This window comes from Pseudomonas sp. PB120, from assembly GCF_009761815.1.
In the GTDB taxonomy this organism is placed as follows: domain Bacteria; phylum Pseudomonadota; class Gammaproteobacteria; order Pseudomonadales; family Pseudomonadaceae; genus Aquipseudomonas.
The window spans coordinates 14,893-28,187 of record NZ_RWIN01000017.1 but is presented as its reverse complement, the minus strand read 5'-3'; the positions used below and the strand labels follow the sequence as shown (position 1 = coordinate 28,187).

13 protein-coding genes are annotated in these 13,295 nt (G+C 60.7%); 1 reads left to right on the top strand and 12 read right to left on the bottom strand.

Annotation, left to right across the window (positions count from 1 at the left end):
- Positions 1–149: 149 nt before the first annotated feature.
- The 5 genes from EJA72_RS02155 to EJA72_RS02135 form a co-directional block, all read right to left on the bottom strand.
- Positions 150–416, bottom strand: a complete 267-nt coding sequence (locus EJA72_RS02155; RefSeq protein WP_157709896.1) for a hypothetical protein — start codon at positions 414–416, stop codon at positions 150–152.
- 20 nt (positions 417–436) lie between these two features.
- The gene (locus EJA72_RS02150) at positions 437–1,039 is read right to left on the bottom strand and encodes a hypothetical protein (RefSeq protein WP_157709895.1); all 603 of its coding nucleotides are present in this window, start codon (positions 1,037–1,039) and stop codon (positions 437–439) included.
- The gene (locus tag EJA72_RS02145; RefSeq protein WP_157709894.1) at positions 1,036–1,602 is read right to left on the bottom strand and encodes an RNA polymerase sigma factor; all 567 of its coding nucleotides are present in this window, start codon (positions 1,600–1,602) and stop codon (positions 1,036–1,038) included. The genes EJA72_RS02150 and EJA72_RS02145 overlap by 4 nt, the downstream gene beginning before the upstream one ends.
- Position 1,603: 1 nt before the next feature.
- Entirely contained in the window at positions 1,604–3,295 is a 1,692-nt protein-coding gene (locus EJA72_RS02140) for a VWA domain-containing protein (protein WP_157709893.1), read from the bottom strand.
- Between the two features lie 87 nt (positions 3,296–3,382).
- Complete coding sequence (locus tag EJA72_RS02135) at positions 3,383–3,943, bottom strand: YbhB/YbcL family Raf kinase inhibitor-like protein (RefSeq protein ID WP_157709892.1); 561 nt, start codon at positions 3,941–3,943, stop codon at positions 3,383–3,385.
- A 139-nt stretch (positions 3,944–4,082) separates the two neighbouring features.
- On the opposite strand from EJA72_RS02135, the gene EJA72_RS02130 reads away from it, so the two are divergent.
- Positions 4,083–5,609, top strand: coding sequence for an apoptosis inducing factor family protein (locus EJA72_RS02130; protein ID WP_157709977.1), 1,527 nt, complete (start codon positions 4,083–4,085; stop codon positions 5,607–5,609).
- 3 nt (positions 5,610–5,612) lie between these two features.
- On the opposite strand, the gene EJA72_RS02125 is transcribed toward EJA72_RS02130, so the two are convergent.
- The 7 genes from EJA72_RS02125 to EJA72_RS02095 all read right to left on the bottom strand — a co-directional run bounded on the left by EJA72_RS02125 (position 5,613) and on the right by EJA72_RS02095 (position 13,152).
- On the bottom strand, positions 5,613–7,118 hold the full coding sequence (locus tag EJA72_RS02125; RefSeq protein WP_157709891.1) for a YdgA family protein: 1,506 nt from the start codon (positions 7,116–7,118) through the stop codon (positions 5,613–5,615).
- Positions 7,119–7,401: 283 nt separating this feature from the next.
- Positions 7,402–8,037 carry an NADH:ubiquinone oxidoreductase subunit N gene (locus EJA72_RS02120; RefSeq protein ID WP_157709890.1) on the bottom strand — a complete coding sequence of 212 codons (636 nt, stop codon included), beginning with the start codon at positions 8,035–8,037 and terminating at the stop codon, positions 7,402–7,404.
- Positions 8,038–8,119: 82 nt separating this feature from the next.
- Positions 8,120–9,568 (bottom strand): efflux transporter outer membrane subunit, encoded by a 1,449-nt coding sequence (locus EJA72_RS02115; RefSeq protein ID WP_157709889.1) that lies wholly within the window; start codon positions 9,566–9,568, stop codon positions 8,120–8,122.
- The gene (locus EJA72_RS02110) at positions 9,565–10,452 is read right to left on the bottom strand and encodes an HlyD family secretion protein (RefSeq protein ID WP_157709888.1); all 888 of its coding nucleotides are present in this window, start codon (positions 10,450–10,452) and stop codon (positions 9,565–9,567) included. Before EJA72_RS02110 ends, EJA72_RS02115 begins: the two co-directional genes overlap by 4 nt.
- Positions 10,449–10,658, bottom strand: coding sequence for a DUF1656 domain-containing protein (locus EJA72_RS02105; protein ID WP_157709887.1), 210 nt, complete (start codon positions 10,656–10,658; stop codon positions 10,449–10,451). The genes EJA72_RS02110 and EJA72_RS02105 overlap by 4 nt, the downstream gene beginning before the upstream one ends.
- Positions 10,655–12,727, bottom strand: coding sequence for an FUSC family protein (locus EJA72_RS02100; RefSeq protein ID WP_157709886.1), 2,073 nt, complete (start codon positions 12,725–12,727; stop codon positions 10,655–10,657). Before EJA72_RS02100 ends, EJA72_RS02105 begins: the two co-directional genes overlap by 4 nt.
- Positions 12,724–13,152: a MarR family winged helix-turn-helix transcriptional regulator gene (locus tag EJA72_RS02095; RefSeq protein ID WP_157709885.1), complete on the bottom strand. Its 429-nt coding sequence runs from the start codon at positions 13,150–13,152 to the stop codon at positions 12,724–12,726. Before EJA72_RS02095 ends, EJA72_RS02100 begins: the two co-directional genes overlap by 4 nt.
- Positions 13,153–13,295 lie beyond the last annotated feature (143 nt).

Below are 13,295 nucleotides of genomic sequence, written 5' to 3'. Positions count from 1 at the left end.
GTCGTGTCCAACAAGGCATTATTGTTGATTGGCACGAGCTGTATCGACCGATGAATGGAATACTGAACACATTTGTTCGTTTTTCTATACGCAAAATGAAGGGACAGTTTTCGGAAAATGCGAATAAAAAAACCGCCGAAGCGGTTTTTTTACTCAGTCGTCCAATCAAACTCGTCGTACTCATCATCCTCGTCGTCCTCGAACGCTTCATCGTCGAGAACGTCTTCCTCAAGCGCCGCTTCTTTCTCCTGCGCCAGAAGAAACTCCTTACGACTCTCCGTCACTGCTCGCCGCAGTTCCTCGCCCTTGACCGGGCAGTTGAGCATTTGGGCGATGCGGTCGATTTTTTTTGCCACGGCATCCTCCAACGCATCGGCTATACCCAGATAGTGCGCGCTTTCAGGGGTCGTTGCCAAATTGCCGAAGCGGTTTGTGCTTATTTTTTCTTCAATTCCTCGAGTCGGGCGGTGAGGTTTTCCTTGGGAAAGCGTTTGTGCAATGTCGCCAGCAAGTCGTCGGCCGCGTGTGTCTGACCAGCGCTTTGCAGGCGCAATACTTCAAGTAATTGCTCATCAAGGGTTTTCACTTGAGCAGCCATCCGCTTGCTGACCTTAGCTTCGTCTGCCATCTCGGCGCGAATCGATTCGCTTTGCGCAGGCGCAGCAAAATCCGCCATCGGTGCGGCTGGCGCTGGAGCTGCGAGCGAGCCCGCCACCGAGGATGGTTCTCGCGCAGCCTCTTTTTTGGCCATGGGGGCGGACGCTTTGGGCGCGAAGTCGTAACTCGACGCGGGCTCCGGCGTACGCTGCACCAGTGCCAGCATCAGCGCGACGCCCACCAGGCTGGCGAACGCCACTTGCCAACGAGGTTTCTGGCAAGCCTGAACCCAGCGTTGCCACAGGTTCGGTTTCGGTGCCGGCACTTCACGCTGTGCGGCAGCCAGAATGAACGCATCAAGATGGGCCGGCGGTTCGCTGGTCGAATGCTCGCGGAAATGCTGGAGCACTTCGTCGTCGGATGTTTTGCGGGCGTCAGTCATGTCAGTACCTCCTCGGCCAGCAGCCGACGCAGTTTTTGCTGGGCGTAGCGCAAGCGGCTTTTGACGGTTTCCAACGGTGTTTCGGTGAGGGCCGCTATCTGTGGAAAATCGAGGTCGCCGTGGGCGCGCAGCAGGAATACTTCGCGCTGGTCGGCGGGCAGGGTTTGCAGCGCGGACTCGAGCCGCTGGTTGTCGCGGCTCAGGCTCAGCAGTTGTTCGGGATCGGCGGCGTCATCGACCGGCGCGTGGGTCTGTTCGTCGTAGCTGTCGTGCAAGGGGTTGTGGATTCCGTGTTTGCGCCAATGATCGATCAATCGATTGCGGGCTATCTGGTAAAGCCAGGTACGAAAATTCGCCCGACCTTGTGGCTGACTGGTGCTGCGGATCAGGCTCAGCCACGTGTCCTGGTAAACCTCTTCGGCCAGTTCGGATTTGCCGCTGAGGCCGAGCAGGAACCGATAAAGCCCTTGGCGATGACGCGCGTACAAGATTTCGAACGCCGGCCCGTCGCCTGCGCGATAACGGGCCAGCAGCGATTCGTCGCTCGATTCGGGAGCCGACATATCAGTTGAAGCCTCTGACCGGTTCGTTGTTCGACGCCGTGGTGGTGGTGCGCAGACTTTGCGCCAGCTCCACCAACTGCACGAACTCTGCGCGCAGGCCGAATTTATCATCGCCTCGTGCGCCGCGCGCCAAGGCCTCGGTGTCCTTCAGGCTGAAATCGCCGGTGTAACGCCCGTCCTTTAGTTGCTGGGAAAACGCTGCCACGGCTGCCGCAAATCTCAGGTCGTCACTGGCGCGCCCTTCCGAACCCACCACGATGGGCCGTTCGATCAAGCGACTATTCCCACCTTCCGGAAGTTGATATCGCACGCGCAGCATCGCCAGTTCTCCTGATTTGGCAAATACAGCCGACTCGGCGTTGCCATAACGCAGCGGCTCCAACCAACCCTTCTCGCCCTTCGGCACAATTTCGTACAACGCGGTGACCGTGTGTCCTGCACCGATTTCACCGGCATCGACTTTGTCGTTGCTGAAATCCTCACGCTTCAAGACGCGATTCTCATACCCCAACAACCGGTACTCGCTCACCTGCGCCGGGTTGAACTCCACCTGCAGCTTCACGTTTTTCGCCACCACCGCAAGCGTAGAGCCGAGTTGATCCACCAGCACCTTGTGCGCTTCGCGCAAATTGTCGATGTAGGCGTAGTTGCCATCGCCGGCGTCGGCCAGTTGTTCCATCAGGTGTTCATTGTAGTTATCCACACCAAAACCCAGGGTGGTCAGGGACACGCCGGTCTTGCGTTTATCCACAGCCATTTGTTTGAGGCTGTCGAAGTCACTGATGCCGACATTGAAATCGCCATCGGTGGCCAGGAGGATGCGGTTGATACCTTTGGGGATAAAGGCCTGTTGCGCCATCTGGTACGCCAGATCGATGCCTGACGCCCCGGCGGTGGAACCTCCCGCGGAAAGCTGATCGATGGCCGTACGAATTTTCGCTTTTTCACGCCCGGACGTCGGCTCCAGCACCACGCGGGATTCGCCGGCGTAGACGACCAGCGAAACCCGGTCCTGCTCGCGCAATTGATCGACCAGCAATTTCAGGGTGCTTTTAACCAGCGGTAACCCTTCGCGACGATCCATCGAGCCGGACACGTCGACCAGAAACACCAGGTTCGCCGGGGTCAGTTCCGCCACCGCCCGATCGGAGGCCTTGATGCCGATGCGCAGCAGTCGGGTATGTGGATTCCACGGTGAAGTCGCCAGTTCTGTAGTCACGCCGAAGGGCGAGCCATCGGTCGGCAACGCGTAATCGTAGGGGAAGTAATTGACCATCTCTTCCAACCGCACCGCGCCTTCGGGCGGCAGGCTACCTTGATTGAGCAGGCGGCGAACATTGGCGTACGCGCCCGTGTCGACATCGGCACTGAAGGTCGACACCGGCGATTCGGCCACGCTGTGAATCGGGTTATCTGCCAGCGATTGATACTGTTCGCGCTGCTCATCCTGATAACCCGGCGGGGAAGATTCAGGCGCAAAACCCGCGATGGGTGCCGCAAGCACACTGCGCTTGGCCATCGAGGTGTCCGCCTTGATCGCTTCACTGCGCACCAAAGCGCCTTGTGCCGGTGCCGGTGCTGGAACCGAAGCGGCATCAGGACTGGACGAAACACCGCAACCGGCAACAGCCAGCAGCAACCCGGCGGCGAAACCCTGGGCGGCCGGGCGGAGGACATGCAGAGGGAGGGACATGGGGGCTGACCTCAGGAGGAAATTGTTCCATTCATCCTCTGAGACGGGCAGCCCACCCGGTTCGGGTTAAATCACCCGAAAAAATGTTCAGCGGTGATAACGCCGCACCACGCTGCTGTTTTTCAGCACATGGCCTTTGATCTTTTCCAGCAACTGCGCACGGGTCAGGCCGGCCGGCAAGGCATCCGGTGCCAGGTCCAGGGCGTATAGCTGGATGATGTAGTGATGCGCGCTGTCGCCGACTGGTGGGCAAGGCCCGACATAGGTCGTGGTGCCTTTGCTGTTGGTCCCGCCCAAGCCTTCAACACCCGGTTTGGCGCCGACACCGGCCGGGATCTGGTGAGTGGCAGGCTTGATTCCGTAATGCACCCAGTGGTCGACGCCCTGGCCTTTCTGGCCGTCCGGGTCGTGCATCACGATGGCGTAGCTGAGTGTGCCTGGCGGGCCCGCGTTCCAGTTCAGTGCCGGCGATGCATTGTGGCCGCCGCACCCCGGTGCATCGCTGGCCGCAGCCGACGTGAACAGTCGGTCATCCGTGACACCTGGGATGTTCAGGGTGAAACGCTCCTGGGCCTGCGCGGGCATTTGCACGCATAGGGCGACAGCAATAGCCGCCAGCCAAGGGTTCAGAGAGGTCAATCGGGTCATACCGGAACACCTTTTGCGGGTGGGGCCGTGGTCGGCGTGCAAACTATAGCTGGACCGTTCGCGCCATGGCAGCGGGATTTGGCGGAACCTCGGTTCAAGGGCCAAACTCTTAAGTGAAATGCCTGCCGGGAGAGTGATGATGGCACTGCATCGGGTTGCCCGTTTCGCCGATGTGCCCGAAGACCGAGGCCTGGAAGTACGGATCGCGGACACCAAAATTCTCTTGCTGCGGGTCGGCGATCAATTGCGCGCCTATCAGGGTGAATGCCCGCACGCCGGGGCGCCGCTGGCCGAAGGGGCGCTGTGCCACGGCCGCCTGATTTGCCCGTGGCACAAGGCAGCGTACCGGATCGAGGATGGCGCGCTCTGTGAGCCGCCGTCTCTGGACAGCCTCAAGCGCTACCCTCTGGAAGTGCGCGATGACGAGGTCTGGGTCGACGAGCATCCACTGCCGGACCCTCACACCCCGCCCGCCGATGATGAGCGCACGTTTGTGATTATCGGCGCCGGTGCCGCAGGCACGGCCGGTGCGGCGGCATTACGTGAAAAGGGTTTCGGCGGCCGCGTGCTGCTAATCGACCGTGAATCTGACGCGGGCTACGACCGCACCGTGCTGAGCAAATTCGTGATTGCCGGTGAGATGCCGCCAGAAGAAGTTCCGCCGCTGCGCGATGAAAGCTTTTATCGCGAACAGCGAATCGAACGAATAAACGCTGAAGTGCAAAGCCTGGATGCACAGAACCGGACCGTGCAGCTCAAGGACGGCCAGAGGTTGACCTATGACGCGGCGTTGATCGCCACGGGCGGCACACCCAACCGTCTCGATGTGCCCGGCGCCGATCTGCCCCAAGTGTTCTTGCTGCGTTCGAAAGACCAGGCACAACGCATCCTTAACGCCGCCCAACCGGGGCAACGGGCCGTGATCATTGGCGACAGCTTTATTGCGATGGAATCCGCCGCCGCCCTGCGCGAATACGGCCTGGAAGTCACTGTCCTGGCCCGGCACGCGGTGCCCTTCGCCAAGCAATTCGGTGACGCGGTCGGTAAAGCAATTCTTGCCCGCCACGTGGCCCACGGCGTGGTGTTTATCACCGACAGCGAAGCCGCGCAGATCGAAGGGACGGACAAGGTTGAAGCCGTGAAACTGAAAAACGGCCAGCGGTTGCCAGCAGACCTGGTGTTGGTCGGCATTGGTGTCAGCCCTGCGACAGAACCGTGTGCCGGGCTGCCCATGGAAAAAGACCATTCATTGAAAGTCGACGGCGGGCTGCGTGTCACCGAAGGGCTGTGGGCGGCTGGCGATATCGCGACCTTCCCGCTCAACGGACAACCACAACGGATCGAACACTGGCGCCTTGCGCAGCAACACGCACGCATTGCAGCGGCGAACATGGTGGGCGGTGACGAGCATTACCTGGACGTGCCGTATTTTTGGACTTGGCACTTCGGCAAAAACTACGATTACCTTGGCCATGCCGAAGCCTGGGACGAGGTCGAGTTCAAAGGCAATCCGGACCATCCGCCCTTTATTGGCCTGTTCGGCAGGAACGGCGTGGTCGCAGCCGCCATCGCCTGCGATGAAGAGCGGGCGATGGCGATGCTGGCCGAACGAATGAAGCAGCCGCTGCCGGTGGACGAGGCGTGGCGGCTGATCCGGGACCTTTAGGCGTTACTCAACGGGACCGGCGCCACCGAGCTTGCTCATCACAAAGCCGACAAACTCTTCGACGGTCATTTTCTGGCCGTTGAATTCCACCTGATTGTTGGCGTAATGCAATTTGGTGACGATGTTGTTGCCGTCCAGTTTGGCGAACTGCGTACCGACCGCCATGCTGCCGAACATGTCCGCCGTTGCTGTTGCCTGGTCGGCGATGAGCTTGGCGTCGGTTTGGCCGTCGATCTGGCTTTGCAGGGTGAATACGTCAACGAGCATCGGCTTGGAAACTTGCACATTGACATCCAGCAGGGCGATCAGCTGTCTGATCAATTGGTCGAGCGGCAGGTCCATGGACTTCGGTTTGGTCAGGTCCAGCACCAGGTTGGCACGGCTTTCACCGTTGGCGGTGTTGAACGACAGGTTTTCCAGCGCCACTTGCGGGCCGGCGGCCAGCAGTTTTTCCAGACCGGCTTTCACCTGCGCCTCTTCTTCCGGGGTCAGCACCAACTCAGGTGCCGGTTGCCCCGCTGCGGTCGCTTCGGCGGCGGCTTTTTCGTACGGTTGCAGTTTGGTCTGGTAAATCTGCATCAACGACATTGTGGACGGGATGTCGAGGTTTTTCAGGCTCATGGCCAACTGCGCAGAGCCGACCGTCTTGCCGTTCAACGACACTTCAGCAACCTTGTAATCGGCACGCCCTGAAGCGCTGGTGCCCGACTCTTCGGTCTGGTTCTTCATTTCGAACTTCTTCAGACCCAGGACCGATTGCTTGGGACCGAAGGTGGTTTTGCTGTCAGTCAGCTCGAGCGTGTTTTCGCCGGTGTAGTAACCGTACGTACTTTTTACCAGGTTGCTGGCCACGGTCAGACCGCTGAGTTCGACTTTGACCGGTGTCTGGTCTTCAGCCACGGTGCTCAGGGTCAGGCTGTCCATATAACCGTTGGCCTTGACCTTCTGCGCCTGCGCATTGGCAGCGATGTCGAGGTTCAGACCGGAAAACTTCAGGTTGGACTTTTCATCCAGCGCCACGTCCAGCGGCAGCAATTCGAGGGTGCCGTTGGTGGCGTTGTCGTAGCCGATGTTGACCACGCCAGTGAGCGGCGATTTGCCTTTGGCGGCGGCGAACCATTTTTCGGTGAGCGGGGTCTTTTCCAGCTCGTAATGACTGGTGGCCATGACTGGCAGCAACTTCAGCGACGTCAGGCGCGAAAAAGGCAGCGGGCCGTGCTCGATGTGATCGACGAAGAGCAATTCGACTGGCGACTCACCGAACATCTCGCCTTCACCCTTGAGGCGATAGTGCGCGGTGCTGCTGAACACGTGGCGCTCCAGCGAGACCAGCTCCAGCACCGCAGTGCCGTGGGAACCGACCAGCGCGGCTTGCAATTCTTTGTTGGCGTCGGCGATCGAGGTGTTCAGCACCCCTTCGATTTTGGTGCCGGTGAACCAGGCACCGCCGGCGCTGATTGCACCGATGGCAACGACAATTCCAAGAAGCACGCCTGCTGATTTATTCATGAATGACCCGATCAATGTCCGTTGTTTGAAGTGTGGTCGTCTTCCCTGAACCCATGACGGGTTACGGTCACGACTGCGTTGAAAGTGCGATGGAGATTAGCATCAGGCGCACCGGGCGACCCAATGATTAAAGGTTAAAGAGTGTCTATGGACTGTGCGCGGGGGTTGAGAGTTTCGGCGGGTACGAAATCGCCTTCGCGGGCAAGCCATGCTCCTACAGAATCACGAGATCCCTGTAGGAGCATGGCTTGCCCGCGAAGGCGTCAGATCTGACAACACACGCTCAGGAATACTGGACTTCAATCTCATCCAGCTGATGGTCAAAGCTTTTGAGCCGCGCCGTCCACGTATACACCAGCACTTCGAAATCCCGATTGATCACCGCCCCGCCCGTCACCTCCGCGCGCGGGTCGCAGACGTCCAGTTGATACCGTTCGCGGGCCATGGCGGTGGCGACATCGGAGAGTTCTCGAGCGTTGTTGAGCCAGTGCCATCCGTCGTCGGACACTTGCTTGTCCAGCGCCAGGCATTGTTTTTTCAAGGTCTCGAGGCTTTTTTCCAGCGGGGTGCCGGTGAGTTCGCCCATGACCTCCTGAAACGTGCGCCCCGGTTGCCAGTAGCTGCCCCAGAAATACCGATCGAACACCGTTTCGACACGACGCAGCGCGACCTTGGTGTCCCAGATCAGGACCAGGGTCTTGCCCTGTTCGAGCTGTCTTTTTTTGATGCGCTGGCCCTGGAATGAAGCCCAGGCGACCACGACGATGGCCATCACGGCAATCAACGCGGACGCACTGTCGAGGAATACCAGAGCCTTGTCGATCTGGTTAGCCAGCATGATGCCGTAGAAATAGGTGGCCGACAGCAAGACCAATGCTGCAATAGCGCACCAGAAGCCAGGAGCATAAGGGTTTTTCATTATTGGAATCCCCATGACCAACGCATGCCTTGATTGACGAGATCGACGCGCAACCTCATCAAGTCAAAGCATAGCAACGGCCTCAGGGTTTGCCGGGGTTCGTGCCTTGCGTTCGTCCGCTTTCCCAGCCACCGCCCAGCGCCAGGAACAAATCGATCTGGCTCATGGCTACCTGGGTGTTGGCCGAAGCCAGTTGCGCCCGGACGTCGGTGTAGGTGCGGGTGGCTTGCAGGTCCGCCAGGAACGACGCGCGGCCCGCCTGGAAGAAACGGTGAGTCTGGTCTGCGGCCAATTGCGCCGATTGCTCGGCGTCGGCCAGTGCATCACGACGCTCAAGCAACGCGGAATATTGCGCCAGGCCCGTCTGCGTTTCGCGGATGGCGTTGAGCACCACGCCATCGAAATGCGCCAGGGTGCCCTGCGTCGTCGCTTCGGCCTCACGAATGCGTGCCCGGGAACCGTTGGACGGCACGGTCCAGGTCAGCAGCGGGCCAAAGCCCCAGCGGTTGGTCGATGCTTTGCCGAGGTTTTCCAGAATGCCGACCGTACCGACGGTCGCGCCGATGCTGATGTCCGGGTACAACTCGCCGGTTGCGACACCAATGCCGGCGGTCGCGGCCGCCAATTGGCGTTCGGCCTGACGCACATCGGGACGGCGCTTGAGCAAGGTGGCGCCGTCACCGACCGGTAACAGTTGCGCAATCTTCGGCAGCTCGGCGCAGGTGGCGGTGCCGGCCGGTAGTTGGTCCACCGGCTTGGCCAGCAACATCGACAACCGGAACAACCCGGCCTGCCGCGCGGCCTCATAACGCGGCATGTCGGCGCGCAAGGATTTGAATTGGGTTTGCGAACGAGTGACCTGGGTTTCGTCGCCACGTCCGGCGTCACGCAGACGCTGGATCAAGGTGGTGCCTTGGGCTTGCAAATCGAGGGAATGCTGCGCGATTTCGCGCTCTTCGTTGGCCGCACAGACTTGGGTGTACGCCCGGACGACGTCGGCCACCAAGGTGATGCGTGCGGTGTCCGCCGCTGCCTGGGTCGCATCGGCATTGGCCTTGGCCGCTTCGATGCCGCGTTGCAACGTGCCAAACAGGTCGAACTGGTACGACGCGGAAATGCCGATGTCGCCGACGTTGGCGACCGGCACCTTCTCCGGCAGCAGGAACGCTTCACCGGACTCCTGCAAACGCTGGGCGCCCATCTTCACGCCGCCACTCCAGCCGCCCGCCGCCTGCGCTTCGTCGACCTGCGCCCGCGCCCGCGAAATCCTTGCTGCCGCTACGCGCAAATCCGTGTTGGAAGCCATGGCCTGCTGAACCAACTGGTCGAGGCGCGGATCTTGATACAGACGCCACCAATCCGCCGGGACCGGCGCGGAAACGACATCTTTGCCGTTCGCCGTCAGGCGGCCCTGCAGGTCTTCACGGTTAACGGCGGCTTCATCCGGCAGGTGATAATCCGGGCCGACCACCTGACACGCCGACAACAGCAGACCTAATCCGGCGACCGCCAAACCCGAGGCCCTGCTCATTTAGCGGCCTCCTGCTGTTGGTCGTCGATGATCGATACCGTCGCCGTCCGCCCGGCAATCATGCGGAAGTCTTCCGGCACTTCGTCAAAGGCAATTCGCACCGGAATCCGCTGGGCCAGCCGCACCCAGCTGAACGCAGGATTGACGTTCGGCAGCAGGTTGCTGCCACTGCTGCGGTCGCGGTCTTCGATGCCGGCGACGATGCTTTCCACATGGCCGCGCAGACGAGCGCGATCACCCACCACGCGGATGTCGACGCCCTGGCCAATGTGAATGCCGTCGAGTTTGGTCTCTTCGAAATAGCCGTCGATGTGGTACGAATTGCTGTCCACCACCGACAACACCGGCCGCCCGGCGCTGACGAATTCCTGGGTACGCGGGGCGCGGTCGTTGACGTAACCGTCCACGGGGCTGCGGATCACCGAGCGGTCGAGGTTCAGCTGAGCGCTGTCCACCGCCACCTGGGCCTCCATCAGCGCTACTTCGGCGCGGGCAACCCGGGACTGGCTTTCTTCCAGTTGCTCGCCCGGTACCAGGTTGCCCAAGCCACGGTTACGCTTGGCTTCGCGCTGCGCCTGCGCCAGGGTTTCCTGACGGTCGGCGACCGCTGCCTTGGCCTGACGCAGGGCCAGTTTGAAACGGTCCTGATCAATGCTGAACAGCACCTGGCCGCGCTTCACCAACTGGTTATCGCGCACTTCCACTTGCTGGATCAGACCGGAGACGTCCGGCGCGATCTGCACGATGTCGGCACGGATGTGGCCGTCGCGGGTCCACGGGGCAAACATGTAATACATCACCATGCGCCACACCACGACAACGGCGAAGCTCACGATCAGCAGGGTCAGGACCACACGGCCGAGGGTCAAAAAAGGTTTTTTCATGTCATCAGGTATCGACTGAGTGAATCCACGGCGCCGAGCAGCAAGGCGTAGAGAGCCACGTTGAACAATGCCCGGTGCCAGACCAGACGGTAAAAGTGCAGGCGCGTCAGCAACCCGTGCACCAACAGGTAAATCACATAGGTAATGCCCATCAGCACCAGCAACGTGGGCAGGAACACCCCGCTGATGTCCAGACTACCGATCATAAAGGCGCTCCATCGATGCCATGGGGAAGCGGTTCTTCGAGCTCGCCGGTGCCGACGAATTCCACGCCTGGCAGCAACGCCAGTCGCAGACCGCTCAAGGCGTGCAGCAAATGCAGACGGGCGCCGTCATCGCACTCGTGGTTGAGCGCGCGGCGCGTGCGGTCCATGGTCATCAACAGCGCACTGGGCGCCGGCAAACGTTCGCCCGCCTTGAGGCACGCCTTGAAGTATTCGCCGACTTCGGCCACCACTTGTTGCAGCAGCACCTGCGGTACGCCCAGCACACGTGGCGTGTAGGCGAGCAGGTCGAGCAAATTCAAGGCAACGCGCACTTCACGCAGCGCGATACCGGTGTCCTGACCGGTCATGGCCAGGCGCGGCAAATGCTGCATCAGGCGGTCGAGCATCTGCACGCCCAACTGCCGGTGCTCGGCCAGCGAGGCCGGTTCGGTCAGGCTGACGATGTCGCGCCAGCTGAAACGGGTCAGGCGCTTGGCCGCCAGTTCCGCACCGAACGGCCGGGCAATCAGGGTCCAGATGAACGCGAACAACAAACCGACGGGGCCGGCCAGGTTGGAGTTGGCGAAACTGAGAAAATCCGCGTCGTAAGCGCCCTGGATGCTGATGAAGGACGAGGTGTTGACGAGGGTCAGCAGCATGCCCAGGTAAAACTGCGGCTTGACCGTCAGGGTGCCGACGCAAATGAACGGTACGGAGAACGCCAGCACCAGCATCGGGAAGTCGTGCAGGTTGGGCAGGACCAGAAACAGGTACAGGCTGGCGAACAGCACTGACATCGCCGTCCAGAAAAAGAAGCGGAAGATCTGTGGCGCCGGGTCGTCCATCGAAGCGAAAAAGCTGCAAGCCACCGCTGCCAGAATCACAGCAGCGCCACCATCGGTCCAGCCGAGCAGAATCCACAGCACGGACGCGACGATGATCGCAGTGACCGTGGACGCGGCGGAATAGAACATCAACCCACGGTCCAGGAACGGCGTCAGCCGACCCAGCCGCCAATGGCGATACACCGCGCGCCAGTTGTCCTGGCTTTCGCAGCGAATGGCGTATTGCAGACTGCGGCAGTCTTGCCATAGATCGATCCACTCGCCGAGGCGATACAGGGCATTGGAGAACAGCAGTTGCTTGCGATCATCCAGCGCCTCAGCACTGGGTTGCAGGGCTTCAAGCTGATTTCTCAGGGCCTGCCAACGCTCGACGTCGGCGTCGCTGTGTTGCAGCCATTCGGTGGTCGCGGTCAGTAGCGGCGCAAACTTATCCACAAGCTCGGGGGTGCGCCGCTCCAGCGCGTAGAGCGCATCGTCGAGGGCGTCGATCACGGGCAACAGATGAATCATCCGGCCGCGCAATTCTTTGGTATTGCGCACCGTTTGCGGCCGCGCGCCCTCGTGGGGCAACTGGCCAATCATTAACTCCAGGCTGTTGAAGGTCGTGACCATCGCGGAGCGCAGGGCGCTCACTTCGTCCGGTTGCACGTTGCGGCTGAGGAATCGCAGGCTGTAGGTCGAGGCATCGGCGAACCATTTGCTGACCGAGTCGTTGAACACCGGCGCCAGCCGCCGTGGCCAGAACATCGCGCCCACGACCGCCGCGACCGCGATGCCGAGAAAGATTTCTTCGGTACGCGCTTCAGCCACATCCCACACCGCCAGCGGGTTATCCACCACCGGCAGCGCGATCAGCGGCAAAGTGTAGCCGGCGAGCATCAACGCGTAGCTGTTGGCGGTGCGCAAATGCAGGGACAGGAACAGCAACGTCCCGGTCCACAGGGCGATGACCACCACCAGCACATAAGGACTCTGGACAAACATCGGCACGAATAAAACCGCCGCCGCCGCACCGACAAAGGTGCCGACCGCGCGGTACAACGCCTTGGAACTGGTCGGGCCGACGAAAGGACTGGAAACGATGTACACCGTGGCCATCGCCCAATACGGACGCGGCATTTGCATGAGCATGGCGATGTACAAGGCGATCATCGAGGCGGCGAACGTGCGCACACCGTAGAACCAGTCTCGCGCTGAAGGGACGCCCGAGAAAAATCCGTTCAAGGGTTCACCATCGACGGCGGGTTGGCCGCTTCAAAGGCCTTCAGCACTCGCAGCGTCGCTTCCAGATCACTCTGGTCGATGCCCACGAGCACTTCATTGCGCAGGCGCACCAGTTCGATTTCGACGGCCTGAACCAGCTCACGCCCGGTTTCGGTGAGGCTCAGGCATTTGGCGCGCCGGTCATGGGCATCTTCGGTTCGACGAACGTAGCCGGCATGACAGAGTTGATCGAGCAGACGCACCAGCGACGGACTTTCCATGCCGGCAGCCTGCGCCACCGTGACCTGCCGCACGCCCTCACCCAGACGCCCGATCATCAATAACGGGACGGCGCAGGCTTCGGAAATCCCATAGTTGACCAGCGTGGTCTGGCAGATCTTCCGCCAATGCCTGGCGGCCACCACCATGGCACTGCTGATGTTCATCTGGAGAGCGTCGAGGTTTTTCGGCACGGGCAAGGCACACTGTTAGTTTGCTAACTAATAATATGCCATTGACCGGGAAAACTGGTCAAGTTTTGAAACAATTTGAGTCGAGCGCTACCGTTTACTAGCTCGGGCTCATTCGA

Coding starts and splice junctions, on each gene's coding strand:
- EJA72_RS02150 (WP_157709895.1), bottom strand. CDS start 1,039: ATGACTGACGCCCGCAAAACATCCGACGACGAAGTGCTCCAGCATTTC.
- EJA72_RS02145 (WP_157709894.1), bottom strand. CDS start 1,602: ATGTCGGCTCCCGAATCGAGCGACGAATCGCTGCTGGCCCGTTATCGC.
- EJA72_RS02140 (WP_157709893.1), bottom strand. CDS start 3,295: ATGTCCCTCCCTCTGCATGTCCTCCGCCCGGCCGCCCAGGGTTTCGCC.
- EJA72_RS02135 (WP_157709892.1), bottom strand. CDS start 3,943: ATGACCCGATTGACCTCTCTGAACCCTTGGCTGGCGGCTATTGCTGTC.
- EJA72_RS02130 (WP_157709977.1), top strand. CDS start 4,083: ATGGCACTGCATCGGGTTGCCCGTTTCGCCGATGTGCCCGAAGACCGA.
- EJA72_RS02125 (WP_157709891.1), bottom strand. CDS start 7,118: ATGAATAAATCAGCAGGCGTGCTTCTTGGAATTGTCGTTGCCATCGGT.
- EJA72_RS02120 (WP_157709890.1), bottom strand. CDS start 8,037: ATGAAAAACCCTTATGCTCCTGGCTTCTGGTGCGCTATTGCAGCATTG.
- EJA72_RS02115 (WP_157709889.1), bottom strand. CDS start 9,568: ATGAGCAGGGCCTCGGGTTTGGCGGTCGCCGGATTAGGTCTGCTGTTG.
- EJA72_RS02110 (WP_157709888.1), bottom strand. CDS start 10,452: ATGAAAAAACCTTTTTTGACCCTCGGCCGTGTGGTCCTGACCCTGCTG.
- EJA72_RS02105 (WP_157709887.1), bottom strand. CDS start 10,658: ATGATCGGTAGTCTGGACATCAGCGGGGTGTTCCTGCCCACGTTGCTG.
- EJA72_RS02095 (WP_157709885.1), bottom strand. CDS start 13,152: ATGAACATCAGCAGTGCCATGGTGGTGGCCGCCAGGCATTGGCGGAAG.